A 23833-nucleotide genomic window follows, 5' to 3' on the forward strand; every position below is an offset into this window, starting at 1 on the left:
TGTTTAAAATTGAGCGAAATTATAACAGACATTGCCATCACAGACATTGAATTGTGTATGCAAGATGAAAAAGTCATGGAATATGCTAAGTTAAGCTGTTGCTTGATCTATTTAAATCAATATTATCCATCGCTCAACAGGACGTGCAACTGCATGGCACAACACACAAAATCCGACCCCACAAAATCTGACCCTTCAGCACAGGTTCAGCAATACGGCTTTCGTGACTTTAAGCAGTGGCGCCACGTGCTGGAGTTATTACTGGCGAGTAATGCACTGGGTTTGATTCTGGCGGTGGCGAGTGTGGCGAAGCTGTCGGATATTTCATGGGCATTGTTGATTCATCATCTGTTATTTGTCAGTTGGGTCTGTGTGGCATTTGCGACCTGTATGGATGTTTTACAGCGTCGATGGTTGCAATTAGAACGTAAAACCTTTTATCAATTGGGCTTTGTGTTGTTGATTGCCATCATTTTGCTCAGTAGTTTCATGATCAATATCCTGCAGCATCATGCCCAATTTACAGCAGCACCTTTAACATGGGCGATCATCAGCGAACATAGCTTGCGACGGATGGTGCTTGGCGGTGGCATTGGCTTGATTGTGCTGCGTTATTTGTATGTACGTGAGTTGGTGACACAGCAACGCCAGTCAGAACTGATGGCACGAGTGCAGGCGTTACAAGCTCGGATTCATCCACATTTTTTATTTAATAGCTTAAATAGTGTGGTCAGTTTGATCGGCAGTGATCCGTTTAAAGCCGAACAAATGTTGATTGATTTATCGAGTCTATTTCGGGCGAGTTTAACGGAATTGCGAGAAGTGAGTCTGCGCGAAGAAGTCGAATTGTGTCAGCGTTATTTAAAAATTGAATCGGTGCGACTCGGTGATCGGCTAGAGGTGAAATGGCGCATCGATGGCGAAAATATGCTGGATCAAGCCAAAATTCCGTTGCTCACTTTACAACCATTATTGGAAAATTGTATATATCATGGCGTAGAGTCATTGTCTAAATCGAGTTTAGTCAGTATATTAATCGAAATACGTGGCGATCATGTCAGTATTGTTTTGACCAATCCTTACCAACTCAAAGTAGGGCAGTCAAATTTAAAATCGAATCAAGGCAATGGAATTGCCATCGATAACGTGAAACAACGTCTTAAGGCGTATTATGGTGCTGAGGTGAAATTTTCGACCTTTGCCCGTGACGATGTCTACACGACTTTGTTGAGTTATCGATATTAAACGAAATCATTAAAAAAACAGATGCAACGCAAGTATTCATCTGTACCAAAAAACGATGGGGAATATAATGGATATTGTAGTCTGTGACGACGAGCCATTAGCACGTGAACGATTAGAGCGCATGTTGACACATCTGGGGCATCGTGTGCTTGGGCAAGCCAAAAATGGTGTCGAAGCACTGGAGCTGGTCGAGCAAGAACAGCCTGATGTGATCTTACTAGATATTCGTATGCCAGAAATGAACGGTTTGGAGTGCGCACATAAACTCAGTGCGTTGGATACACCGCCAGCGATCGCCTTTTGTACCGCATTTGATCAATATGCCATTGATGCCTTTAAAACCAATGCCATTGCCTATCTGCTCAAGCCGATCGGCATGGATGACTTGTCGCAAGCCTTGCATAAAGCCACCAAACTCAATCAAGCGCAGTTGCAGGCTTTACCGACGACAGAAAAAGATCCTGAACATCAAACTAGACAAAATATCGTAGCGAAAACCCATCGTGGTGTAGAGCTGATTGCGATTGATGATATTTACTATTTCTTAGCTGACCAGAAATATGTCATGGTGCGCCATAAGAATGGTCAGGTGCTGATCGATGAAACGCTGAAAGAATTAGAAACTGAGTTAGAAAGCAGTTTTGTGCGTATCCATCGTAATGCCTTGATGTCATTGAAATATTTAGATGGTTTGGAAATGCAGTCCAATGGGCAATATCAAGTGCGGTGTAAAGAGATTGATGAAAAGTTGATGATTAGTCGACGGCATTTGCCCTTGATCAAAGAGCGTATTCAAAATTTATAATTAAAGTGCTTTGAGCTCACTACTGCGTTAACCTCGTTTTTATAGTTTTAGCAGATAACACAATGCATGACTGAAATGTCTACAGATTCTACTTCAACGATAAATCTGAGTTTGATGAAATTTGTGATGTATGTACATAAGTTGGGATTAACCTTCGGTTCGACCTACTTTCCTTTCGGGGAAAGTAGGCAAAGCCATTTGTCAGTCGCAAACTCGGTCATACATCAAAATCAATCGAATGCCTTGAAAAACGCTACTTTACTAAAGCTGTTCTGACCTCGAACAATGCGACTGACGTTCCCACGAATCAGATAATTTCTACTCATCTTATTTAGAACTGAGGTTGTTTTTAAGTTCAGGCGAAAAAATCAAAATTGCCAAAATGACTTGCAATTCTGTCTCAGCACGGTAGTGTAAGTCATCCTTGATTGTTGCCGAGTTTGTGCCATGCCTATACTAAAAATTGCCACCCGTAAAAGTCCTTTGGCGCTTTGGCAGGCGGAGCATATCAAACAACGTCTAGAAGCATTACATCAAGATTTAAGCGTTGAGCTGGTGACTTTCGTGACTCAAGGCGACAAGATTTTAGATACACCGCTTGCCAAGATCGGCGGAAAAGGGTTATTTGTCAAAGAGCTGGAAGCTGCATTACTTGATGGTCGTGCGGATCTGGCGGTGCATTCGATGAAAGATGTGCCGATGCAGTTGCCCGAAGGCTTGGAACTGGCTGCCATCTGCACCCGTGAAGACCCGCTAGATGCCTTTGTGTCCAATCAATATGTGCATTTTGATGATTTACCACAAGGCGCAAAAGTCGGAACGTCGAGCTTACGCCGTCGCTGTCAGATTTTGGCACGTCGTCCAGATTTGAATGTGCTGGATTTGCGAGGCAATGTGGGGACACGGTTATCCAAGCTCGATGATGGGCAGTATGATGCGATTATCTTGGCGAGCGCAGGATTGAAGCGCTTAGAATTACACGGACGCATTCGCCATAGCTTAAGTCCTGAAGTGAGTTTACCTGCAGTCGGTCAAGGCGCATTAGGACTCGAATGTCGTAGCGATGATGCACAAATGCACGGCTGGATTGCGGCATTAAATGATGCTGAAACCTCAGCTTGTGTGCGTGCCGAACGTGCGTTTAATGCGCATCTTGAAGGTGGTTGCCAAGTGCCGATCGCTGCATTTGCCCAGTGGCTTGGCGACCAAATTCATATCGAAGGACGAGTTGGTTCACCAGATGGAGAGCAATTACTGATTGCTAAGCAACAAGGTTCGCTAGCACAAACAGAAGAAATGGGTGTAGCACTCGCCAAGGATTTATTGGCGCAAGGTGCGGGAGAGTTGTTGCAAGCGCTGTATCAAGACCAAAGCCAAGATCAGCAGTAAGATGAATTAAAGCAATTTGTTGATTTAGCTATGACCCAACGCAGATCAAAGCCACTGATTAATACGCGTCCTGCAGAGCGTGCGAGCGTTTTAACTGAAGCGTTGCAGGGTTTGGGTTATGCCGTGTATGAATTGCCTTTGTTGTCCTTAGAGCCGATGACGCTTGATACTGGGTTAAAGACGCAGTTTGCTCAATTGAAAGATGCAAAAATTGTGGTGGTGGTCAGCCCGATTGCGGTTGAGCTGGGCATACAATATGCGTTGCAATGTGATATTTCCTTGACTGAATTACAGACAAAACAATGGATTGCAGTTGGACGATCTACACAGTTAGCATTGTCAAAACATCAAATTGACAGTATTTGCCCCACAGTGGAAACCTCTGAAGGCATGTTGCAACTGCCGATTTTAAATGATCTGATCTCGGCACAATCGAGTACATCACGTGACACAAAAACTGACACAGAAAATGATACAGCAAATGTAACCATTGCCTTTTGGCGGGGCATAGGTGGACGAACCTTGATGATGGATGCGCTGACTGCACAAGGTTGTCATGTTTTGAATATGTTGCTGTATCATCGTGCAATGCCGAATTATACCATTGATGATTTAAAACAGCTTGTACAGCAACTGCCTGCGATGATTTTGATCAGCAGTGAACAAAGTTGGAAAAATTGGCAACAGCTCACAGAGCGCATGATTGAGCATCGTATCGTGAATCAAGATGTATTTGCTGAAAATCAATATGTGGTGCTGGGCGAACGTGTCAGTCAAGTGCTTCGAGATGCGTTGCCAAATCCCGAGCACATCATGACTGTACAGCATTTACAAGCAAATGAAATTGACAGCGTTGTTCAGAATCGCAACAATGCGGGGTAGCAGTGGCTTGATTGGTGTGCGCTGTGAAATTTTGACGCAATGATTGATATGAATATTGATGAAGAATGATGAATAAAATAGGTGCTTTGGTTCTGCTCTTAGTTGTTGCTTGGCTGGGTAAGCTCAGCTTTGATATGTATTATGTCAAGGCGGATCAGCTCAATACATTAAGCAAAAGTCTGAATCAGCAGAATCAGCGGGTTTCGGCATTGTATGATCAACTGGTGTTGTTGCAACAGTTTCATGAGCATGGCGAACCAAGTGTGCAGGCACAAGATCAGATCGCCACAAACAGTCAAACCCAAACAAAGCAAAATGACTCAAGCACACAGACACAGTCGAGCACCGCACCTGCGACATCAAACAATTTACATGCGTTGAACCCAACCCTTGCCAGTATCAATGCTTCGAATTTTGAGAGCCAACGGCTGATCCAAGATCGCTTGAATTATGTCAAAGATCGACTCAGCCTGATCCAAGCCATGTTGCAACAACAGCGCATCAGTATGGCATTGTCACAAATCCAAAGTCTCAAACAAAAGCTCGGTCAAGAGCAATTGCTTGCCAGTAGCTTGAACTCAACCCTGATTGAAGCATTGCAACGCGATCAAAATAGCATTACCCAATATTTACAACAGCGCAGTGAACATTTGGCGGTATTACAACAACAGCTGCAAAAAATCGAAACACAGCTTGAACCTACAGCACTCGATCAGCCGAGCCAGAAGTCATCTTGGTCGAATTGGTTTAATTTACAACGTGTTGAACAGGGAAAAACTGCGCCAAACCTACAACAACGTGCCTTGCATTATAAAGAAATGCAATTGCAAATTTTGCTGGCACAACAAGCCTTATATGCAGGGCAAAACGCCTTTTATCGTCAGCAAATCGACACCTTGAAAAAGGAATTGAATACCTATCCAGATGCGACCTCTAAGTCGGTGCTGAACAGTCTAAATCGCCTTGATCGCATGGCATTGAATCCTGCACCGCAACTCAGTGCGATGACATTATTGGGTGAAACACCATGATGTGCGGATCAACGTGGGAGAGCTGGCATGCGTAATGTGATTTTTGCCTATCTGATCTTATTTTTGATCCTCGTCGGCGCATTTATTGTGCTCAGTTTTAATGTCGGTTTTGGTTATGTATTTTTGCAATGGCACGGCTGGCAACTGCAAACCAATTTATTATTGGTGTTGATCTTATTTTTTATTTTACTTATCGCACTTTATGCCAGTTGGACTGTTTTAAAGCGTATTTTTCGGCGCAATATTCAAAATCATTTGCAGCCTAAATCATTTCACAAACTGCACCCCTATGAGCGACTTGGGATATTGTGGCTACTCAAAGCCGAACAATATGAACAACAACAGATTATCTCGACCTATCAAGCCTCTGCATTATTGCATCCGTTAATTCGAGCGCAAATGTCGCTGAATCAAATGGATGCTGAAACGGCAAAAGACTGGTTGAAGCACAGTAAAAATCCACTGTTCGAATTGGCAGAACTACTCAAAATTGATATTGCGCTACTTGAGGAAAATCATGCGGAAGCATTTGAGCGTATAGAATTCTTAAGTGTGCAACCTTTATCCACATGGTTAAATCCAGTCAAAAGCGCCTATCAAGCACAGCTTCAGCAAAAATGGTTGCAACTGTCACTGCAATATCCGTGGAAAATGTTTGATGCCACGTATCAGCCACAATTTGAGCAAACGCAAAATATATTATGGTTGCAAGCATTATTTCAATATAAAGACCGTGCCGATGCACAAGCAATTGATCAACTGGCGCAGTGGATTGAAAATCAGCAGGAAATGATTCAAAGCTATCCTGTTGAACATAAAATTGTCTTATTAAAACTCATGGTGCAATTTGAGCGTTTTGATGCACACAGTTTTATTTTTGCAGAGCAAATATTAGCTGAGCGTTTCGTGCCTGAGGTGTTGTATATTTGGCTCGATCAGGTATTTGAGCATGCACACTTGGATATTGCTGTGATCGCTGAAAAAATCGAATCGTGGTCACAACAATATCCTGCACAGCCGAGTCTTGCATTTGCCCAGTGGCATATCGCCCAGCAGCAAGGTGATATTACTCAGGCGAATCACTTGTTGGTACAATATCCAGACGATCCATATATGGCATATTTGCGGGTGAAAAACGCATTATCTTCGGATGAATTACAACATGATTTAAAATTGATGTTGCAGTTCTCTGAGCAAGATTTTAAGTTTAATTTATAGCGTTTACTTTATCGCTTATGCTGTATGGCGGTGTGCGAAATAGTTGATTTGGTATCGATCGCATTTTGCATTATCGCATTTTGTATTAATGAATCATTTTAAGGGGCTGGTTATGTCGGAGCAAAGCATGTCAGAGCAAAAACATTCAGAACAGGTAGCACAAGATTTGGATTTAAGTCAGATTCAGGATTATCCATTACACTTTGCGCAAACCGTGGCGTGGGGAGATATGGATGCTTTTGGTCATGTCAATAATGTCATGTATTATCGTTACTTTGAAAGTGCACGGATCAATTATTTTGAGCAATTTAAACTCTTTGCGCATGATTTAATTACTGTGATCGCAAAAAGTGATTGTCGCTATTTAAGCCCTGTATTTTATCCAGATCAATTAATTGTGGCGACCCGTGTCGAACAGTTTGGCAATACCTCAATGACCATGCGTTATACTTTATTTAGTCAAAGCCAAAATAAAGTCGTTGCCGATGGTGAGGCCGTGATTGTCTGCTTAGATGCCAAAACGCAAGTCAAAAAAGTTATTCCTGATGCATTTAAACAGCAAGTGATTGCATTTGAAACACAAGCTGGACACATATTCTAAGTGAGTCAATATTGAAGTAAAAATGCTGAAAGTAAACAGTTGTGAGCGTGGTTTTTGAAATGCATTATTTTAAGCTGAGTTTTTAAAGCATCGTTTTTTGAAGCATGGTTTTTAAATCGTTACTTTTAAATCGGTGCTTTTTAATTCGGACAATCCATTAAAAATTACATAATCCATATCATTATTTATGCGCAATATGTTATAAGGTCGAATAAGTAAATCGATAATGAACATCCATTTTGCCTTGTCGATTTAATATTTATCATCATTCAAATGAGAGACAACAATGGCAACAAATATTGATCAATTGGATTTAACCCAATTCGACCCAAATCAACTCAAAGCAATCTCGGAAAAAGCACAACAAATGCTCGAGAAAAAAGAAAAAGAGAAAGTAGATCAAGCCTATGCGCAGTTGATTGAAGTGGCTAAAAGCGTGGATATGACGCTTGATGAGCTACTTGCGCATGGCACAAGCAAAAAAGCCAAGCCGACTCGTAAAGTGGCACCACGCTATCGTAATCCAAAAGATGCTAGCCAAACGTGGACAGGTCGTGGTAAGCAGCCACGTTGGGTGGTTGAGGCACTTGCTTCAGGTAAAAAAATCACTGATTTAGAGATTTAATCCGCAATCTAATCAGAGACTTCATGAGAAGCCATCATGCACTGTCAGCACGGCAATATGATTGATCAAATCTGTCATTGTTGTCAGTTGTCATGAAATGGTCATCTAAGCCATTGATAATCGATCAAACCAAGCCACGGCTTGGTTTTTTTATTTGCGCTTTGTGAAATTCTAGTGTTGGTTCATGGCGCAAAATGTGCATAATGTGTTAAGAATTGCGGATCAATAACGATTCATGGATGTAGTTGTGGCGTATTTTGGGTAATGATGTGGATGACCAATAAAAAAATTCTAAGATTTTGGCTGATGGTGTTTTTCAGTCTTTTTGCGTTATTTGTATTATTACAAGTGCCTGCGGCATGGTTGTTGTCAAAATTTTATCCAAATTTGCGTAGTCTTCATAATGTCAGTGGCAATATCTGGCAGGGTGAAGCGGATTGGTCTTATCAAAACTTACAAGGCACGCTGTCGTGGTCGACTCGTCCATGGGAGCTGTTGCGTTTGCGTGCGGCGTCGAATATTAGTATTCATTCTGGGCAAACCGAGATCAATGCCATTGCTGCCTATGGTCTGGGCAAAAATGTCTATCTAAGCGATGTGAATGGCGAAATCAGCAGTGAGACCTTAGCCAGTGTGGTGGATTGGCAATGGCCAAGTAGCAATATTAAGCTCAAAGATGTTTCGCTGAAATATAAAAAGCAACAAGGTTATCAAGATGCGGATGGTCAGCTCACATGGGCGGGTGGCTTGCTGAATTATCCGATGGGGCAACGTTTAGAGCGTATCGATATTCCGCCATTGGTTGGACAGTTGAGCGCTGAAAAAGAACAATTGAAACTCGCAGTACAAGATGGTCAGAAGCAACGCATGGCTGATCTCAGTCTAGATAAGAGCAATATGCTGGATGTGCAAATTACCCAGCGCTTCTTGCTGAATGCACCGAGTTATCAAGGTAAAGCGGGTATGGATACGGCTGTAGTGAGTACTCGTCAGCCTTTGGGTAGCTTGTAATGAAGCGGGCGATGATGAATTGGCTTGAGATAAAGCGGGCTGGGATAAAGCGGATGGTCGTGAGTCAGGTTGATGCATGGGCACAGTGGCAAGAGGCGAACCATCATGACTAATATCCAACAGTGGTTAGCACGCTTCAATGCCGAAAAATTCAATAAAGTGGCACCCGTACTGTTTTTTATTTTGATGTTGTGGCTGTGCTGGCGTTTGGCGAATTTATTTTGGTGGTTTGCCTCTCCGCCGAAAGCACCGACCATCCAGCCAGTGGTGTTGGGTTCACAGCAAGTGCGTATGCCTGATATTGTGCGTTTTTCACTGTTTGAAGAACAAGGTCAAAACCCGCAAGCACAGCAGGCAAACTTACCTGTCAAACTGGAAGGTGTGGTGTTGGCAAGTCCGAGTTATCTGTCATCGGCGGTGTTGCGTGTTAATAATACTGCCAGCAGTTATCGGGTGGGTGAAACCATCGACGAGACCAATATGACCTTGGCAGAAGTGTATTGGGATCGGGTGTTTATTCGTGAAAGTAGTGGACAAACCCGAGAGGTAAAATTCGGCGATGAAACCAGTACCGCAAATACACCACCGCCAGCACAAGGGTCGTCAACACAACAAACTAGTCCACCTACAACTGCACAGCAACCGAATACGGAAAATAAACGATCTGATCGTGCCATTGACCAAGCCATTGAAAAACTGAAACAAGATCGTGAACAATATTTGGGTCAAATGGGTGTGACGACGGGACAAAATGGTTTTGAAGTCACGGATCAGACACCTGCGGCATTGCGTGCTCGATTGGGCTTAAAAGCGGGTGATAAAATTCTATCGGTGAATGGACAGGCGTTGTCATCAGGGGTGAATGAAGCACAATTGCTGGAACAAGTGCGTCAAGCTGGACAAGCCAAAATCGAAATACAACGTGGTGATCAAACGATGACCATCCAACAAAGTTTTTAACGCACAGTGATGTGTAATGAATAAATGAGGCAAGTGCGTAACATGACTTCATCTTTTGCAAATCGTCAACTTTGGGCTGCACTTGCAGTAGCACCGATGATCTTTGTGGCGTCGCAGGCAAGCCATGCGCAAACGTGGAAAATTAATCTGCGGGATGCAGATTTGACCGCTTTTATCAATGAAGTGGCGGACATTACGGGTAAGAATTTTGCGGTTGATCCACGGGTGCGTGGTAATGTCACTGTGATTTCCAATAAACCACTGAACAAAGATCAAGTCTACGATCTGTTTCTTGGCGTGCTCAATGTCAATGGCGTGGTAGCGATTCCATCGGGCAATACCATCAAACTGGTGCCTGATAATAATGTCAAAAACTCAGGCATCCCGTTTGATGCCCGCAATAATGCTCGTGGCGATCAAATTGTGACACGGGTGATTTGGCTGGATAATACCAATCCCAATGATTTGATTCCTGCGCTACGTCCATTGATGCCACAGTTTGCGCATTTGGCGGCAGTGCCTGGTACTAATGCCTTGATCGTGTCTGATCGAGCAGCGAATATTTATCAACTGGAAACCATTATTCGCAACTTAGACGGTACGGGTGAAAATGATATTGAGGCGGTTGCGCTACAGTCGAGCCAAGCCGAAGAAATATTAGGGCTGTTGGATTCGATGAGTTCCACGGGTGCAGCCAAAGATGTGAAAGGCTCACGGGTGCGGGTGATTGCTGATGCACGTACCAACCGCATTATCATCAAAGGTGATACCCATAGCCGTAAGCGTATCCGTCAATTGATCGAAATGCTGGATGTGCCGTCTGCGGATCGTTTGGGTGGCTTACGGGTGTTTCGTTTAAAACATGCCAATGCCAAAAATTTGGCGGAAATTTTACAAGGATTAGTCACAGGGCAAGCGGTAAATAGTTCGAGTAATTCAAATAATAACAATACGACCTCGAATCAAATCACCTCATTATTAAATAATGGCAATAGCTCAAGCACCACCTCCAGTGGCTCGAATAACTCAGGCTCGTTGATTAATCTTACAGGGAACAATAATAATACCAATCAAAATGCCCTGACCAGTTTTAGCGCCAATGGGGTCAGTATCATTGCTGATGCCACGCAAAATGCGTTGGTGGTCAAAGCTGAGCCACAGTTGATGCGTGAACTTGAAAGCGCCATTGAGCAACTCGATATTCGCCGTCAACAAGTGCTGATCGAAGCGGCGATTTTAGAAATTTCAGGCACCAATGCTGATCAACTCGGTGTGCAGTGGGCGCTCGGTGACTTATCCAGCGGTGTGGGCTTGATCAACTTCGCCAATGCAGGCGCCAGTATCGCCAGTATCGCAGGGGCTTATCTGGGCGGGACATCCAGTCAGGCGACCGCACTGGGCAATATGAGTAGTGGCGGATCCTTTGCGATCGGTGACTATAGCTCTAATAGCGATGGCACAAGAAGTTTCTTTGGCGTGTTGGTTCAAGCACTCGAGCAAAGTAATAAGTCCAATCTGCTATCTGCGCCGTCTGTGGTGACCATGGACAATGAAGAAGCCTATATTGTGGTTGGTGAAAACGTTCCCTTTGTCACAGGTTCGGTCAGTACCAGTGGTGGAACAGCCAACCCTTACACCACCATTGAGCGTAAAGATGTCGGGATCACCTTGAAAGTCATACCGCATATTGGTGAAGGTGGCACGATTCGTCTCGAAGTGGAGCAAGAAGTGTCTGCTGTGCAGGACGATACTTCGGCGGCAGACATTATCACCAGTAAGCGTGCCATCAAAACGGCAATCTTGGCGGAAAATGGACAAACCATCGTACTGGGTGGCTTGATGAAAGATGATCGTTCCGAAGGACGTCAAGCCATTCCTGGTTTAGGGCGGATTCCTGTCGTTGGGCGCTTATTCCGCTCAGACAATGCCAGCACCGAAAAGCGCAATCTGTTGGTATTTATTCATCCAACCATTATCAAAGATGCTGCCGATGGTCGTCGTGTCACGGGCGACCGTTATAATCAGATTCGCAGTCTACAGATTGCTTTTGATAAGGATGGTAGTTTTGCCACCTTGCCTGATACTGTCGAGGAAATTTACGATCCACGGATCACGTTGCCGATTCCAAAAGATCAGCGTAATCCAGAAGATGGTCAAAAATATCAGACTGTCCCTGTGACTGCGATTCAAAAGCAAAATGGTGAAACGGTGATTGATCTGCGTCAAAATTTGAATGCACCACAAAGTTATGCACCCCAAACCGTTGTGGTGACGCCAACCGCTGAAGCCTATCCAGCGCCACAAGTTGAACGTACCAGCAATACAGTGACCGAGACCACGATTCGAGTTGATTAGTTTTACTGCGTATATGCTGTTTCATTGCATAATTTCATGTAATAAATGGTGTAAAGACTTGCATCTACAGCGCTGTTATTGAATGATGGGGAACAACGTAATATTGATATGAATTCGGCGTAATTGATGTGTATCGCCGTGAAAGAGGTGTTTTGATGAACTGGAAGCTGATTGCAATAAGCGAGCCGATTGAAGGACAGACCATTGTCATCGATCGAGATATGGTGATTGGACGTCATCAGCAAGCAGATATTGTCTTGCAGGCTTCGCATGTCTCTCGTCGTCATGCGGCACTGCTGCTTAAGGAGCAGGGGCGTCAGTTGTGGATTCAAGATTTAGAATCGTCGAATGGTACCTTCGTCAATGATCAACGTATCACCTCGCATCAGCTCAAACATTTAGATCAAATCAATTTTGAAACAATTCGCTTTAAAATTGTCGCTGAACAAGCTGATGCAAGCACGACCAGTACGCCAACAGTCGTACCCGATACAAGTGTGTCTGAGCCAACTGTAGCTGAGTCAGTGCTTTCTGAAGCAGAAATCACAGAATCGATTGAAACAAAAACAGATAAAATTGAAACAGATAAAACTGAAACAGCACCAGTGTCTACAGCGCCTGATTTAGAAAAAGTCGTGCCATCTGACCAAGGTATGCCAACGCTTGCGGAGCGTGGTGATGTTGAGGTGAAACAAGACGGTATGCCTGAAAATGTCGGTGTGCCAAAGCCAGCGCCAATTCCAGAACATGTCGCTGTAGATGTAGCACCTGAGCCAAAAGCGGTACCGATCGAACAGCCTGAAAGTCGTGTTGAGCAAGCGCAAACTCAGCAAAAAAATGCCAAAGTCGGCTTGATGAGTCTGATTGTCTTGGTGATTTTAATTGTCTTGGCTGTGATCTTTTTCGTGGTTTAATCACGTTTAAACGCAATGTTTTACCTTTGAATGCACCGAAAAGATCGTACTATTAGATCGCATTAAATAGCTAGAACTGAGTAGATAGAACTGGGTAGTTAGAACTGAATAGATAGAGGGCTTCATGAATCTGATCGCAGATATTTCACAGCGCCAATTGATCATGTTCGACTTGGATGGCACTTTGGTGGATTCCGCCCGTGACCTGTATGCCTCGATGAATATGGCACTGGCTGAACTGGGTCGTCCTGCAGTCACTGAGTCGCAAGTGCGTAACTGGGTGGGCAAAGGCGCATCACAACTGTGTAGTTGTGTGATTCAATATCAAGAGCACGGTTTAAATCCTGAACTTCAGCAACAGCTTTTACAGAAATTTTTGGCGGTTTATCAGCGTCATCTGTGTGTTGATACCGTAATTTATGACGGGGTGCTGGAGTTTTTGGATTATTGCCGTGCTGAGAAAAAAACATTGGCATGTGTCACCAACAAGCCATTCGATGCGGCACATGGTTTGCTCAAGCAACTGAATATTCTTGATCGTTTTGCACTGGTGATCGGTGGCGATTCGTTGACCCATCGCAAGCCTCATCCTGAGCCACTGTTGCATACTATGCATTATTTTCAGCAAAAGCCTGAACAGACCTTGATGATTGGTGATTCACGCAATGATGTCGAAGCGGCACGTGCTGCGCATGTCGATTGTATTGTGCTCAGTTATGGCTATAATCATGGTGAAGATATTCATGCCTGCGCACCGCAGATGGTGATTGATTCATTGGCGGCGCTTATTTCACACTAAATCATCTGCTCATTTACCTAAACTTTTCAATTTAAAAAAATTGAGGAAAATATGTCTAAAACAATGTTGTGCCCAATCATGTTTCGATGGCGAGTCTGTATCTGAGCCCATTTTTTCGAATCATTTTTTCAACATTGAGTAAAGACCATGACCTCACACGATCAGCTTCAAAAAGCACAACTTCAAAACGATCAACTGCAAAACAGCCAATTCCAACGCCTCGTCCAAGCAGGCTATCAGACCATTCCTGTATTTCGTCAACGTTTAGCGGATACCGAAACACCACTCACTGTTTTTGCACGTTTGCGTCAGCAGGCATTGGCGTATTTGTTTGAATCGGTCGAAGGCGGGGAGACGTGGGCACGCTATTCGATCATTGGTTTGGGTGAAAGTACGGTATTTTCCTGCAATGCAGGCGTGCTGAGTATTCAAGACGAACAAGGGCAAGTTTCAACTCAGCCGTGCACCGATCCTTTTCAATATATTCGGGATTATCAAGCCCAGTTTAAAGTGCCACCGCATGCAGAGCTTCCAGAGTTACCGCAATTTACAGGCGGTCTAGTCGGATATTTTGGCTATGACTCGGTGCGCTATATCGAGCCAAAATTAACCAATGTCCCTGAAGCTGATCCTGTGGGCTTGCCAGATATTTGGATGATGCTCTCAAAAACCGTGATCGTGTTTGATAATCTCAAAGACACCATGTTTTTGATCAGTCATGCCGATGCCAGCCAAGCCGATGGCTATGAAAAGGCACAACAACGTCTTGATGAAATCGAAGCCTTGCTTGCGCAGCCTGTGAGTTTGGCGGCACAACCACACACTGCGCCACAATTCGAATCTTTAACGGGCAAACAAAAATTCTTAGACACCATCGAAACGGTGAAAGAATATATCCGTGCGGGAGATGTGATGCAGGTGGTGCCTGGGCATCGCATGGTCTCCAATTTTGATGGCGATGCGATTTCGGTCTATCGTGCGCTTCGTCACCTCAATCCATCGCCGTACTTATTCTTGGTACAAGGCTATACCCTACACGATCAAAAGCCGTTTCATATTGTTGGCTCATCACCTGAGATTTTGTGCCGTTTAGAAGATGGTGTGGCAACGGTGCGCCCGTTGGCAGGCACTCGTCCCCGTGGCAAAACTCATGAAGAAGATTTGGTTTTAGAAAAAGACTTGCTTGCCGATGAAAAAGAAATTGCTGAACATCTGATGCTCATCGATCTCGGGCGCAATGATATTGGTCGTGTCTCGAAAATTGGCAAAGTACAAGTCACTGATCAGATGGTGATTGAGCGCTATTCCCATGTCATGCACATCGTCTCGAATGTGCAAGGTGAAGTGTTGGATGATGTTGATGCGCTAGACGTATTAAAAGCGACTTTCCCTGCAGGAACGCTGTCAGGTGCGCCAAAGATTCGTGCCATGGAAATCATTGATGAAGTCGAACCTGTCAAACGTGGCGTATTCGGCGGGGCAGTTGGTTATCTTGGATGGCATGGTGAGATGGATATGTCGATTGCGATTCGGACGGGGATTATCCGAGAAGGCAAAGTCTATGTCCAAGCAGGCGCAGGTTTGGTGGCGGACTCTAATCCTGAATCGGAATGGAATGAAACCCAAATTAAAGCACGTGCAGTGATCAAAGCGGTTGAATTATCGTCAAATGGTTTGATTTTATAGGAATTCATAGCATTTCAGTAAAAAAAGCACTTGCATCGTTTGAAAGTTTTGCTAAACTGCACACCGTTCTGATGCGAAACGTCATTGATGAAATGATGTGAAATATCGAAAAGCCGGCATAGCTCAGTTGGTAGAGCAACTGACTTGTAATCAGTAGGTCCACAGTTCGAATCCGTGTGCCGGCACCATTTTTAAGAATGATTGAATATTTTTAAAATATGGTAAGATAGCAGAAGTAACGAGCTCTAATAAGAGTGAAAAAAGGTGAGGTTCCCGAGCGGTCAAAGGGAGCAGACTGTAACTCTGCCACGAAAGTTTCGAAGGTTCGAATCCTTCCCTCACCACCATTTTTCAACTTCGATTGAGTGCTGACTTCAAGTATTTAAAGAATATTGAAGCAACCAACATCTGCGGGAGTAGCTCAGTTGGTAGAGCGGCAGCCTTCCAAGCTGCATGTCGCGAGTTCGACCCTCGTCTCCCGCTCCATTCGAAGAGCATTGAAAACTGAATAACTACATCACGTAGTGATTGCTCTTATAGCTCAGTGGTAGAGCACTCCCTTGGTAAGGGAGAGGTCTCGAGTTCAAATCTCGATAAGAGCTCCAGATTTGATTTAAATTACCAGTGTGTCAATATTCACACAGTAATCAAAACATAGAATTTTATCTCAAAGCAGGCTATTTAGTCTGCTTTTAAAGTATTAGGCGTTCAGTTTTTTAAATTTTTAAGACCTGAACATATTTCAGTCGATAGCTGAAAGATTGTTATTTTACCAAATAGCAATACATCAGGATCGAGAGTCTCGACGTAAGCGAGGAGTATCATCATGGCTAAGGCTAAGTTTGAACGTAATAAACCACACGTAAACGTGGGCACGATCGGTCACGTTGACCATGGTAAAACAACTTTGACAGCAGCGATTGCAACAATCTGTGCTAAAACCTACGGTGGTGAAGCAAAAGACTACGCAGCAATCGACTCTGCACCAGAAGAAAAAGCACGTGGTATTACCATTAATACTTCACACGTAGAATACGATTCTCCTACACGTCACTACGCACACGTAGACTGCCCAGGACACGCCGATTATGTGAAAAACATGATTACTGGTGCTGCGCAAATGGACGGTGCGATTCTTGTATGTGCTGCGACTGATGGTCCAATGCCACAAACACGTGAACACATCCTATTGTCTCGTCAGGTTGGTGTACCATACATCCTTGTATTCTTGAACAAGTGTGACCTTGTTGATGATGAAGAATTGCTTGAACTCGTAGAAATGGAAGTACGTGAACTTCTTTCTTCTTATGACTTCCCTGGTGATGACACACCTGTTATCCGTGGTTCTGCATTGAAAGCGCTTGAAGGTGATGCGGGTCAATACGGCGAATCTGCTGTACTTGCATTGGTTGAAGCGCTTGATTCTTATATCCCAGAACCAGAGCGTGCAATTGACAAAGACTTCTTGATGCCGATTGAAGATGTATTCTCGATTTCTGGTCGTGGTACAGTTGTTACTGGTCGTGTAGAAACTGGTATTGTTAAAGTTGGTGAAGAAGTTGAAATCGTTGGTATCAAAGATACAGCGAAAACGACTGTAACTGGCGTTGAAATGTTCCGTAAATTGCTTGACGAAGGTCGTGCAGGCGAGAACTGTGGTGTACTTCTACGTGGTACAAAACGTGAAGAAGTACAACGTGGTCAAGTATTGGCGAAGCCAGGTACAATCAAACCGCACACTAAATTCGACGCAGAAGTATATGTACTTTCTAAAGAAGAAGGTGGTCGTCATACACCATTCCTTAACGGTTACCGTCCACAATTCTATTTCCGTACAACCGACGTCACTGGTGCGATCCAATTGCAAGACGGCGTTGAAATGGTTATGCCAGGTGACAACGTAGAAATGTCAGTAGAATTGATCCACCCAATTGCGATGGATCCAGGTCTACGTTTTGCGATCCGTGAAGGTGGTCGTACAGTAGGTGCTGGTGTTGTTGCGAAAGTAACTGCATAAGCTACGCTGAAGTCGGTATAATAAAATTTATCAGGTCGGGAATGCGTTTCCGATCTGTATCACAGGTCAGTAGTTCAATTGGTAGAGCGTCGGTCTCCAAAACCGAATGTTGGGGGTTCGAGTCCCTCCTGACCTGCCAAATATAATGCTAAATAATTGATTTGAATAAATACTGATAATTTTTTATTTTTATAACCCTCATCATTACCCACATAAAAATTTGGATAGAATCAGATCAAATAGATTTGTTTAGGACTTTGGTCTAGTGCATTTGGTATCTCTTGTTAAATTGAGTTTCCCAGCTCCAGCTTGCAAGTTGGAATATCTGGCATTCTGCTCGGGTTGTAAATCTTGTATTTTATTTTCTACAGTTAAATTCTGAACTTGATCGGTCGGAAGCACAATGCTAGCCCATCTTGATTCCTTCCAATAATTTAATATCTGTTGCACTTCATTTGAGAATCTAAGCGATTAAAAATATCAATTACTGTGGTTTTTTATCGAGAATATAAGGTTGTAGCGCCTCTCGAACACGTGTTTGAATTAATTGCCAATCTTTTAAATTTACTCGTTTATAAATTACAATTGCTCTTGCTCTTGCTTTTAGCTCTGGTAAAAATAAGAACCGTTGCTCACACCCTCCTCCAAATTTATTACTATGACAATACATGATTGTAATTACATTACCATTTTCATCCTTATATACATAAAGATCTCTATTCATACCATGTCTTGATGGATTATCCAGTTTATACTCCTGTAAGCCATAAATTTCTTTGCCTGTAGGATGATAGGCAGTAGAGCTATTTTTAGGGGCACTCATAATATTGTCCCAAGTAATATCCATACTCCCCCCCCCATAGCGCTTACCACTTTCAATACCAACACTTAACCATTTACTATCTGGTCGGTCATGTTCTGCCTGATATTGAATTTTTGAAGTTTGTGGTGCTTTATAATATCCCTCTAATAACATACCATCGCTATAGCGCATCTCAAAAGCCATCGATTTAATAATAGAATCGTAGGTTCGAGGGTGTTTTTCGTATTCTAGTCTTTCTTCTTTTGTCCCTCCCCATGTATCGGGAGAGTCGTTATACTCCCATACAATAAATATGGTTGAAGGCAACTTTACTGGTTTGCCACCTAAGTTACCTGCCCAATAAGGTAAACCATATTGGTCTTTCGGGCGTTCAAACGCTGGAGCTTGTTGCTCGGATTCAGAATGTGGTTGGCAAGCAGCCAATAATAGAAGACTGGTTGCCAATAATACGAGTTTTAGGCTTGTTTTATTCATCTTAGATTCTCAAATGAAGTGCAACAGAGATTAAATTATTGGAAGGAAGCAAGATGAGCTAGCATTGTGCTTCCGACCGACCAAAGTCAAAATTGCATTCATGAACTATACTCATCTCACTCTTGAAGAAAGATATCAGATTTATGTTTTGTTACGTGAAGGTTTTTCTAAGCGTCATATTGCCTCGTTTCACTGCTGTGCGGTGGGAATCTTGCAAAATATATTTTTCATGGTTGATGTGTGGATTTGAGTGGAGATTCGTTAGGAATAGGCTATCGATAGTCTGGCATTTCGACTGTGTTTTCTTATTTTGATTCGAGTCTTTACCAGCTTGTTTAATAGGTTTCAAAGATCTGATTTATTTAAAATTCTTATTTTTTGGCATTGCCATCCTAAAATGAAAAAAGCCCATATCAATAGATATGGGCTTTTTAGAATTTGGCGTCCCTACGGGGATTCGAACCCCGGTTACCGCCGTGAAAGGGGCGTGATCGAGTTGCTTAATAGTTTTGTAAACTTTTGTAATTTTGCGTTAAAATTGGCAGGGCGTTTAAACATTCGTGCAAATTATCAGGCGCTAAGTGCGCATAGCATTGTGTTATGCGTGTATCTGAATGCCCCAGCAATTGTGAAACGTGGTAAAGCGGTACACCCTGTTTTATTAGAAAACTTGCAAAAGTGTGGCGTAAGTCATGGATTCTAACTTTGCCAATATCGGCACGTTCAACAGCACTAGAGAATCGTTTATAGAATGTTCTATAGTGATCATCGGTTTTTTCATTGTAAAACACCCATTTTTTGTGGTTTCTCATTCTGAGTAGGGCAGTAATTGCAGAATCATTTAGCGGTTTATAAACAGTCTTTTCATTCTTAGAAAGTGAATTTCTAACTATTAAATAACGATCATTTAAATAGACATTGTCCCAAGTCAATTTAAGCAGCTCACCCGACCTACACCCTGTATTCAATAGCAGCAATATATAATCATGTAGGTAAAAATTACCGAATCGTTTTGACTCAGTGAGAAGTTTTGAACATTCCGAAGCATTCAAAAATCGTGGGATGTAATCATCTTCAAAAAGTCGAAATCCATTAAATCTGTTTTTAAAATTCGCATCGTCTTTGTGTTTTAAGTAGTAATTGAATGCCGAGCGAATAACATTTAATTCCCGATTGATTGTACTATTCTTTACCCCAGAAGATCGGCGATACAATACATATTGATGCAAGATTTCAATTGTGATTTCATCGAATTGATAAAAATATTCCAAGTGTTTAAATTTTTCTAAGTATTCATGATCAGATTCAAACAAGCCATTAATTGCATAAAATTTCAGAATTTTTTTAATATCCATAATATAAGCCTTTGTTAATATTGAATTTTATTTGTAGCAAAAAGCAAAAGCAAAAGCAAAAGCGGAATTCAGCGAGGGTGTATGGGCGAAAATTTTGCACGTCACTCGTAGACACTCGTTAAAGAATATATTCGAGTGAGCAGGGGCGTGATGATGGCGAATCGACAAACTCGCTTTGTTAGCGAGCTTGTGAAAATCAAAGATTTTCAAGTTAACTTTGAAATTTAGTGTTCTATAAAAACGACATATGTAACAAGCAGGGCAAAAACCATGGAGGTTAAACAGTCAAGATAGCCGATCCAATAATATATTTGTGCATATTTATCCAAATCCATGATTTAACTCCCCTGTTTGTTGGGGTTGTGACCGTTGATATTCTTGCGTAATACGCTGATATTCTTGGAATTTTGCATATTCATTCAAAGAAATCTGCGCAGGATTTTGTTGACTAGATAGCGGACTATTGCCCGAATTATTGCTTTGAGCATAAGTAAAATTCTCATTTGAGTTAACTTGTTTGAATGGGTTAAACGGCTTGTCACCATTCATATATCGCTTGCAATCAGTTTGTGAAATGTCTAAACGTGTCGCTTGCTGTGAGTAGCATGTACATTTTTTATCGATGATTGCGCAACCTGATAATTGCGGTACTTGTTGTACTTGGTACTGGAAAGCTGTGTAGTCAATGTCATACGGTTTATTAACATTGTATTTCATGAGTTGTTCACGGTTATACTCAAGTTGTTTATTAAAATCAGCCCTGCGTTGTTCTTCTGTGCGATCATCAAGTCCGCCAAAGCCTTGCGGTTCATTAATTGACACAGATGACGCTTGCGATTCAACAACTTTTTTACCGCTTGCGTGATCATAGTTATCTTTGATTTTGTGTGCAGATAAAAAAGGGTTATTTGAGCCAAAAACCATATATAAGATCAATGCAATGACAGCAAGCAAGAATCCGCCTAATTTCCAATATAAAACAGGTACTTTAAGTTTATGTGTGTCAATCGTCGTGGATTGATAATTATCGAATAATTTTGATTCAGGTTTAAATTTTTCGTGTGATTCTGCTTTATTTTTTGCACCCGTTGAGTCAGGAGAATGTGATGTATATCGCCATAAAAACACATCAGCATATGAACGACCATAGGCACGGTGCAAGTGATAATGCTCACCAACAAGGCTTAGAACATGGTTGTGCAAGAAGCTCGGCGATTGTGTAACAAGGATAATGTCATAGCCTTGATGACGATGAGTTTCTAAACCCTTTACACGTTGATCACTAGAGAGCTTTTCACGTCCTTTGTACTGTAAGAAATCAAATTGCTGGGCTTCATCATAGATAACAACGGATCCGTGAGGACAATCAGCCCAATCAAGAGATTCGGGGAGCTTTTGAACGCCCTCATAGTCGAAATTGTCGATATTTGTATAGACTGGACGACCTTCTTTGACAAAGCGCATGGCATCGCTCACAGCTTTGGCAGTTTTAAATGAGCCGGGTTTGCCAGTATAGAGCTTAAGCATTTTTTATCCTCCAGCGCCCGCGCCATGCGTTACATGTGCGAGGAAGCGCACACGGTACGCACAGCGCAGGCGCATCATGTGAGTTTCTTCAATGAAACAGAGCTAGCAACAATAGTTGCACGAGCAATTAAAGCGCCGATCACAATAGATATGGCAGTATCTACGCCCGAGATTGAAAGCAAACCCAAATATGTTGGATCTACTGAATTTGATGCATTGATTGCTTTATTAATAAATGCGGTCAGTATTGATTGAATGATTGCGCTTGATACAATTGCAACACCAGCGCCCAATAGCACTTTTTTAGCAAAATTGGATAAGAGCCAAGAACCGAGCATAAATAATAAACGTGGCATTATCTCATTCCTAAAATAATGTAAGCGCCAGCAAAATAGGCACAGGCAATAATTGCCCAGCGGAGCTTAGAAAGTAATTCACACCAAGGCGACCACGACAAAGTTAGCGTTGAGGATTGACCCATCAAGTTAATGTGTACATTTTTATCTGCTGGACATTGTGACGACCAAGAAACATAGTTATTTTCATAGTCACCTACTGTATGTTCCTGTATTTCTGCTGTACCGTTTTCACTGAAATCGACACCCGAATCATCTTTAAGCCAATCATCAATAGATTGGATTTTGTCGTTTGTTTCTGTTTGCAAGTCTTTAATATCATTTAAATTTTGATTTGATTGATCTAATTTTTCATTAGTCTGATCAAGTTTTGCATTAGTTTGATCAATGCCATTTTGAACAGCATCTAACTTTGTATTCGTTGTATCTAAACGTGAGTTTGTACCATCGATTTTTGAATTGACCGTATCAAGTTTTGAATTAGTTTGTGCTGTATTTGATTTTATATCAGCAGTGTTTTGTGCTGTTTGTGCTGTATTACTCGCAGTTTGAGCTGTGTTATTTTTTACATCATTTAAACGTGCATTCGTTGTATCGAGCTTTGAAGCAACTTGATTCACTGCTGATGTAATTGCAGAACTTGCAGAATTAACAGCATTGGTAATGGATGTTTTTGCGTTGTTGACTGCTGTGGTTATTGCAGAAGATGCGTTGTTTACTGCGCCAACAATGGAAGATGAAGCATTATTGATTGCTGAGATAATGCCCTCAGAATCCATTGTATTACAGTTATTTGTGCCATTACATGAGCCGTCACCAGTTCCGTCAGGTGGTTGATTTGGGTCTGTTGGGTCTGTTGGGTCTGTTGGGTCTGTTGGGTCAGTTGGGTCAGTTGGCGGATTAGGGTTTTCAGGAGTACCCATATTTGTATCTACTTCACAAGTGTTGCCCGTGGATTCATAAGTTCCACCCCATTCGTTGTCATCAAAAGACATTGATGATAATTGTGTGTATTCACAGCCTGAATGACAAAACAAGTCAGGCATAGATGAACCATAGTAAGGCTCAAACCATTCCTCATTACCTGCCTCACATTGACTAGGAACATAAGTAAGATTGAAAGAAAACCAAACTGAACCACCAGGATAAAGGGCATTTAACTTAGTATGTGTGGAATCTGTGTCTTCAAATGTGCATGAAGCAACGTTAGAACGGTTAGCTTTAACTGCGGAACACCATTCTTCTTTTGTTTTATATTCAGTTACACCGTTAGTATATGCACCTGTACCAGTCCAACCAGCGAATACAGAATTTGAGATAAATAACAAAGAAATGAAAATCAAATATTTAAAGTATTTCATTATTTCACCATCAAAGTTATTGTGATCGTAAAAACAATGACAATGAGCCAATTTGCAATGTGAACAGTGTCCATGTCATCCCCTGAAATTGTTTAAATATTTGAATTAAAAGAGGGGGCGAACCCCCTACTTTTTTTATCGTGCAGCTGCTCGAAGATTACGCCAAATTGCAATACCCGCAGTAAAGCCGAGCCAAGCAACACCGATCGTTGCAGCAGCAGTAACAGCAAGACCAAGATTAGAAACGATCTCAGTCACATCATAGTCAGCAAAAGCGGAGGTTCCCGCAGTTGCAACAACTGCACCCGCACCGATTTTGTTTACAATGCGTTGTAAACGTGGATATTTTTGTTCTTTAGCAGTGTGAACAGTCACTTGTGTTTTTTTATCCATGAGATG

The 23833-nt window shown here is 42.4% G+C and carries 21 protein-coding genes, 5 tRNA genes and 1 pseudogene; 21 read left to right on the top strand and 6 right to left on the bottom strand.

All coding sequences use genetic code 11. From position 1 onward, the window contains the following. Window positions 1-153 precede the first annotated feature (153 nt). The 20 genes from BLQ60_RS03470 to BLQ60_RS03565 all read left to right on the top strand — a co-directional run bounded on the left by BLQ60_RS03470 (window position 154) and on the right by BLQ60_RS03565 (window position 17677). A complete protein-coding gene (locus BLQ60_RS03470; protein ID WP_092617342.1) occupies window positions 154-1245 on the top strand; it encodes a sensor histidine kinase in 1092 nt (363 codons plus the stop codon). A gap of 67 nt (window positions 1246-1312) precedes the next feature. Further along, window positions 1313-2050, top strand: a complete 738-nt coding sequence (locus tag BLQ60_RS03475; protein WP_092616176.1) for a LytR/AlgR family response regulator transcription factor — start codon at window positions 1313-1315, stop codon at window positions 2048-2050. A gap of 447 nt (window positions 2051-2497) precedes the next feature. Continuing rightward, entirely contained in the window at window positions 2498-3439 is a 942-nt protein-coding gene (hemC, locus tag BLQ60_RS03480; protein ID WP_092616179.1) for a hydroxymethylbilane synthase, read from the top strand. Window positions 3440-3469: 30 nt separating this feature from the next. Then, on the top strand, window positions 3470-4321 hold the full coding sequence (locus BLQ60_RS03485; RefSeq protein WP_092616182.1) for a uroporphyrinogen-III synthase: 852 nt from the start codon (window positions 3470-3472) through the stop codon (window positions 4319-4321). Window positions 4322-4386: 65 nt separating this feature from the next. Beyond that, window positions 4387-5352: a hypothetical protein gene (locus BLQ60_RS03490; RefSeq protein ID WP_143005172.1), complete on the top strand. Its 966-nt coding sequence runs from the start codon at window positions 4387-4389 to the stop codon at window positions 5350-5352. Window positions 5353-5379: 27 nt separating this feature from the next. Continuing rightward, a complete protein-coding gene (locus BLQ60_RS03495) occupies window positions 5380-6570 on the top strand; it encodes a hypothetical protein (protein WP_092616188.1) in 1191 nt (396 codons plus the stop codon). 127 nt (window positions 6571-6697) lie between these two features. Then, window positions 6698-7171: an acyl-CoA thioesterase gene (locus tag BLQ60_RS03500; protein WP_092617345.1), complete on the top strand. Its 474-nt coding sequence runs from the start codon at window positions 6698-6700 to the stop codon at window positions 7169-7171. Between the two features lie 286 nt (window positions 7172-7457). Continuing rightward, window positions 7458-7796 carry an H-NS histone family protein gene (locus BLQ60_RS03505; protein ID WP_092616191.1) on the top strand — a complete coding sequence of 113 codons (339 nt, stop codon included), beginning with the start codon at window positions 7458-7460 and terminating at the stop codon, window positions 7794-7796. 273 nt (window positions 7797-8069) lie between these two features. Further along, the gene (gene gspN / locus BLQ60_RS03510) at window positions 8070-8807 is read left to right on the top strand and encodes a type II secretion system protein N (RefSeq protein WP_092617348.1); all 738 of its coding nucleotides are present in this window, start codon (window positions 8070-8072) and stop codon (window positions 8805-8807) included. Between the two features lie 105 nt (window positions 8808-8912). Beyond that, window positions 8913-9767 carry a type II secretion system protein N gene (locus BLQ60_RS03515; protein WP_092616194.1) on the top strand — a complete coding sequence of 285 codons (855 nt, stop codon included), beginning with the start codon at window positions 8913-8915 and terminating at the stop codon, window positions 9765-9767. Between the two features lie 42 nt (window positions 9768-9809). Continuing rightward, entirely contained in the window at window positions 9810-12122 is a 2313-nt protein-coding gene (gene gspD / locus BLQ60_RS03520; protein WP_092616197.1) for a type II secretion system secretin GspD, read from the top strand. A 155-nt stretch (window positions 12123-12277) separates the two neighbouring features. Continuing rightward, on the top strand, window positions 12278-13036 hold the full coding sequence (locus BLQ60_RS03525; protein WP_092616200.1) for an FHA domain-containing protein: 759 nt from the start codon (window positions 12278-12280) through the stop codon (window positions 13034-13036). Window positions 13037-13160: 124 nt separating this feature from the next. Next, entirely contained in the window at window positions 13161-13835 is a 675-nt protein-coding gene (locus BLQ60_RS03530) for a phosphoglycolate phosphatase (protein ID WP_092616203.1), read from the top strand. Window positions 13836-13982: 147 nt separating this feature from the next. Beyond that, window positions 13983-15521 carry an anthranilate synthase component I gene (gene trpE / locus BLQ60_RS03535; RefSeq protein WP_092616206.1) on the top strand — a complete coding sequence of 513 codons (1539 nt, stop codon included), beginning with the start codon at window positions 13983-13985 and terminating at the stop codon, window positions 15519-15521. Between the two features lie 112 nt (window positions 15522-15633). Continuing rightward, window positions 15634-15709, top strand: a tRNA-Thr gene (locus tag BLQ60_RS03540). A gap of 75 nt (window positions 15710-15784) precedes the next feature. Next, a tRNA-Tyr gene (locus BLQ60_RS03545) sits at window positions 15785-15868 on the top strand. Between the two features lie 63 nt (window positions 15869-15931). After that, a tRNA-Gly gene (locus BLQ60_RS03550) sits at window positions 15932-16007 on the top strand. A 44-nt stretch (window positions 16008-16051) separates the two neighbouring features. Next, window positions 16052-16126: transfer RNA gene (locus BLQ60_RS03555), tRNA-Thr, on the top strand. A 221-nt stretch (window positions 16127-16347) separates the two neighbouring features. Next, window positions 16348-17538, top strand: coding sequence for an elongation factor Tu (tuf, locus tag BLQ60_RS03560; protein ID WP_092616210.1), 1191 nt, complete (start codon window positions 16348-16350; stop codon window positions 17536-17538). Between the two features lie 63 nt (window positions 17539-17601). Then, window positions 17602-17677, top strand: a tRNA-Trp gene (locus tag BLQ60_RS03565). A gap of 345 nt (window positions 17678-18022) precedes the next feature. Here BLQ60_RS03565 and BLQ60_RS03570 read toward each other — a convergent pair. After that, complete coding sequence (locus tag BLQ60_RS03570; protein ID WP_092616213.1) at window positions 18023-18835, bottom strand: hypothetical protein; 813 nt, start codon at window positions 18833-18835, stop codon at window positions 18023-18025. A gap of 100 nt (window positions 18836-18935) precedes the next feature. Between BLQ60_RS03570 and BLQ60_RS14250 the strand changes: the two are divergent. Continuing rightward, window positions 18936-19019: pseudogene (locus BLQ60_RS14250) on the top strand (helix-turn-helix domain-containing protein); the annotation flags it as partial. A 316-nt stretch (window positions 19020-19335) separates the two neighbouring features. Here the strand turns inward: BLQ60_RS14250 and BLQ60_RS03575 are convergent. The 5 genes from BLQ60_RS03575 to BLQ60_RS03595 form a co-directional block, all read right to left on the bottom strand. After that, window positions 19336-20190 carry a tyrosine-type recombinase/integrase gene (locus BLQ60_RS03575; RefSeq protein WP_092616216.1) on the bottom strand — a complete coding sequence of 285 codons (855 nt, stop codon included), beginning with the start codon at window positions 20188-20190 and terminating at the stop codon, window positions 19336-19338. A 321-nt stretch (window positions 20191-20511) separates the two neighbouring features. Beyond that, entirely contained in the window at window positions 20512-21717 is a 1206-nt protein-coding gene (locus tag BLQ60_RS03580; protein WP_092616219.1) for a zonular occludens toxin domain-containing protein, read from the bottom strand. A gap of 74 nt (window positions 21718-21791) precedes the next feature. After that, entirely contained in the window at window positions 21792-22073 is a 282-nt protein-coding gene (locus tag BLQ60_RS03585; RefSeq protein WP_092616222.1) for a DUF2523 family protein, read from the bottom strand. Beyond that, on the bottom strand, window positions 22073-23434 hold the full coding sequence (locus BLQ60_RS03590; protein ID WP_143005174.1) for a virulence factor TspB C-terminal domain-related protein: 1362 nt from the start codon (window positions 23432-23434) through the stop codon (window positions 22073-22075). The genes BLQ60_RS03585 and BLQ60_RS03590 overlap by 1 nt, the downstream gene beginning before the upstream one ends. 135 nt (window positions 23435-23569) lie before the next feature. After that, window positions 23570-23827 (bottom strand): major capsid protein, encoded by a 258-nt coding sequence (locus BLQ60_RS03595; protein WP_092616226.1) that lies wholly within the window; start codon window positions 23825-23827, stop codon window positions 23570-23572. Window positions 23828-23833: the final 6 nt, after the last annotated feature.

The organism is Acinetobacter marinus (assembly GCF_900096915.1).
Lineage (GTDB): Bacteria > Pseudomonadota > Gammaproteobacteria > Pseudomonadales > Moraxellaceae > Acinetobacter > Acinetobacter marinus.

Bases quoted from the DNA above. Each gene is read 5' to 3' on its own strand.
- BLQ60_RS03505 (WP_092616191.1), top strand. From the start codon at position 7,458: ATGGCAACAAATATTGATCAATTGGATTTAACCCAATTCGACCCAAAT.
- tuf (WP_092616210.1), top strand. From the start codon at position 16,348: ATGGCTAAGGCTAAGTTTGAACGTAATAAACCACACGTAAACGTGGGC.
- BLQ60_RS03485 (WP_092616182.1), top strand. From the start codon at position 3,470: ATGACCCAACGCAGATCAAAGCCACTGATTAATACGCGTCCTGCAGAG.
- BLQ60_RS03470 (WP_092617342.1), top strand. From the start codon at position 154: ATGGCACAACACACAAAATCCGACCCCACAAAATCTGACCCTTCAGCA.
- BLQ60_RS03595 (WP_092616226.1), bottom strand. From the start codon at position 23,827: ATGGATAAAAAAACACAAGTGACTGTTCACACTGCTAAAGAACAAAAA.
- BLQ60_RS03475 (WP_092616176.1), top strand. From the start codon at position 1,313: ATGGATATTGTAGTCTGTGACGACGAGCCATTAGCACGTGAACGATTA.
- BLQ60_RS03575 (WP_092616216.1), bottom strand. From the start codon at position 20,190: ATGGATATTAAAAAAATTCTGAAATTTTATGCAATTAATGGCTTGTTT.
- BLQ60_RS03490 (WP_143005172.1), top strand. From the start codon at position 4,387: ATGATGAATAAAATAGGTGCTTTGGTTCTGCTCTTAGTTGTTGCTTGG.
- BLQ60_RS03530 (WP_092616203.1), top strand. From the start codon at position 13,161: ATGAATCTGATCGCAGATATTTCACAGCGCCAATTGATCATGTTCGAC.
- BLQ60_RS03570 (WP_092616213.1), bottom strand. From the start codon at position 18,835: ATGAATAAAACAAGCCTAAAACTCGTATTATTGGCAACCAGTCTTCTA.
- BLQ60_RS03585 (WP_092616222.1), bottom strand. From the start codon at position 22,073: ATGCCACGTTTATTATTTATGCTCGGTTCTTGGCTCTTATCCAATTTT.
- BLQ60_RS03495 (WP_092616188.1), top strand. From the start codon at position 5,380: ATGCGTAATGTGATTTTTGCCTATCTGATCTTATTTTTGATCCTCGTC.
- gspD (WP_092616197.1), top strand. From the start codon at position 9,810: ATGACTTCATCTTTTGCAAATCGTCAACTTTGGGCTGCACTTGCAGTA.
- BLQ60_RS03525 (WP_092616200.1), top strand. From the start codon at position 12,278: ATGAACTGGAAGCTGATTGCAATAAGCGAGCCGATTGAAGGACAGACC.
- trpE (WP_092616206.1), top strand. From the start codon at position 13,983: ATGACCTCACACGATCAGCTTCAAAAAGCACAACTTCAAAACGATCAA.
- BLQ60_RS03515 (WP_092616194.1), top strand. From the start codon at position 8,913: ATGACTAATATCCAACAGTGGTTAGCACGCTTCAATGCCGAAAAATTC.
- BLQ60_RS03500 (WP_092617345.1), top strand. From the start codon at position 6,698: ATGTCAGAGCAAAAACATTCAGAACAGGTAGCACAAGATTTGGATTTA.
- hemC (WP_092616179.1), top strand. From the start codon at position 2,498: ATGCCTATACTAAAAATTGCCACCCGTAAAAGTCCTTTGGCGCTTTGG.
- gspN (WP_092617348.1), top strand. From the start codon at position 8,070: ATGACCAATAAAAAAATTCTAAGATTTTGGCTGATGGTGTTTTTCAGT.
- BLQ60_RS03590 (WP_143005174.1), bottom strand. From the start codon at position 23,434: ATGAAATACTTTAAATATTTGATTTTCATTTCTTTGTTATTTATCTCA.
- BLQ60_RS03580 (WP_092616219.1), bottom strand. From the start codon at position 21,717: ATGCTTAAGCTCTATACTGGCAAACCCGGCTCATTTAAAACTGCCAAA.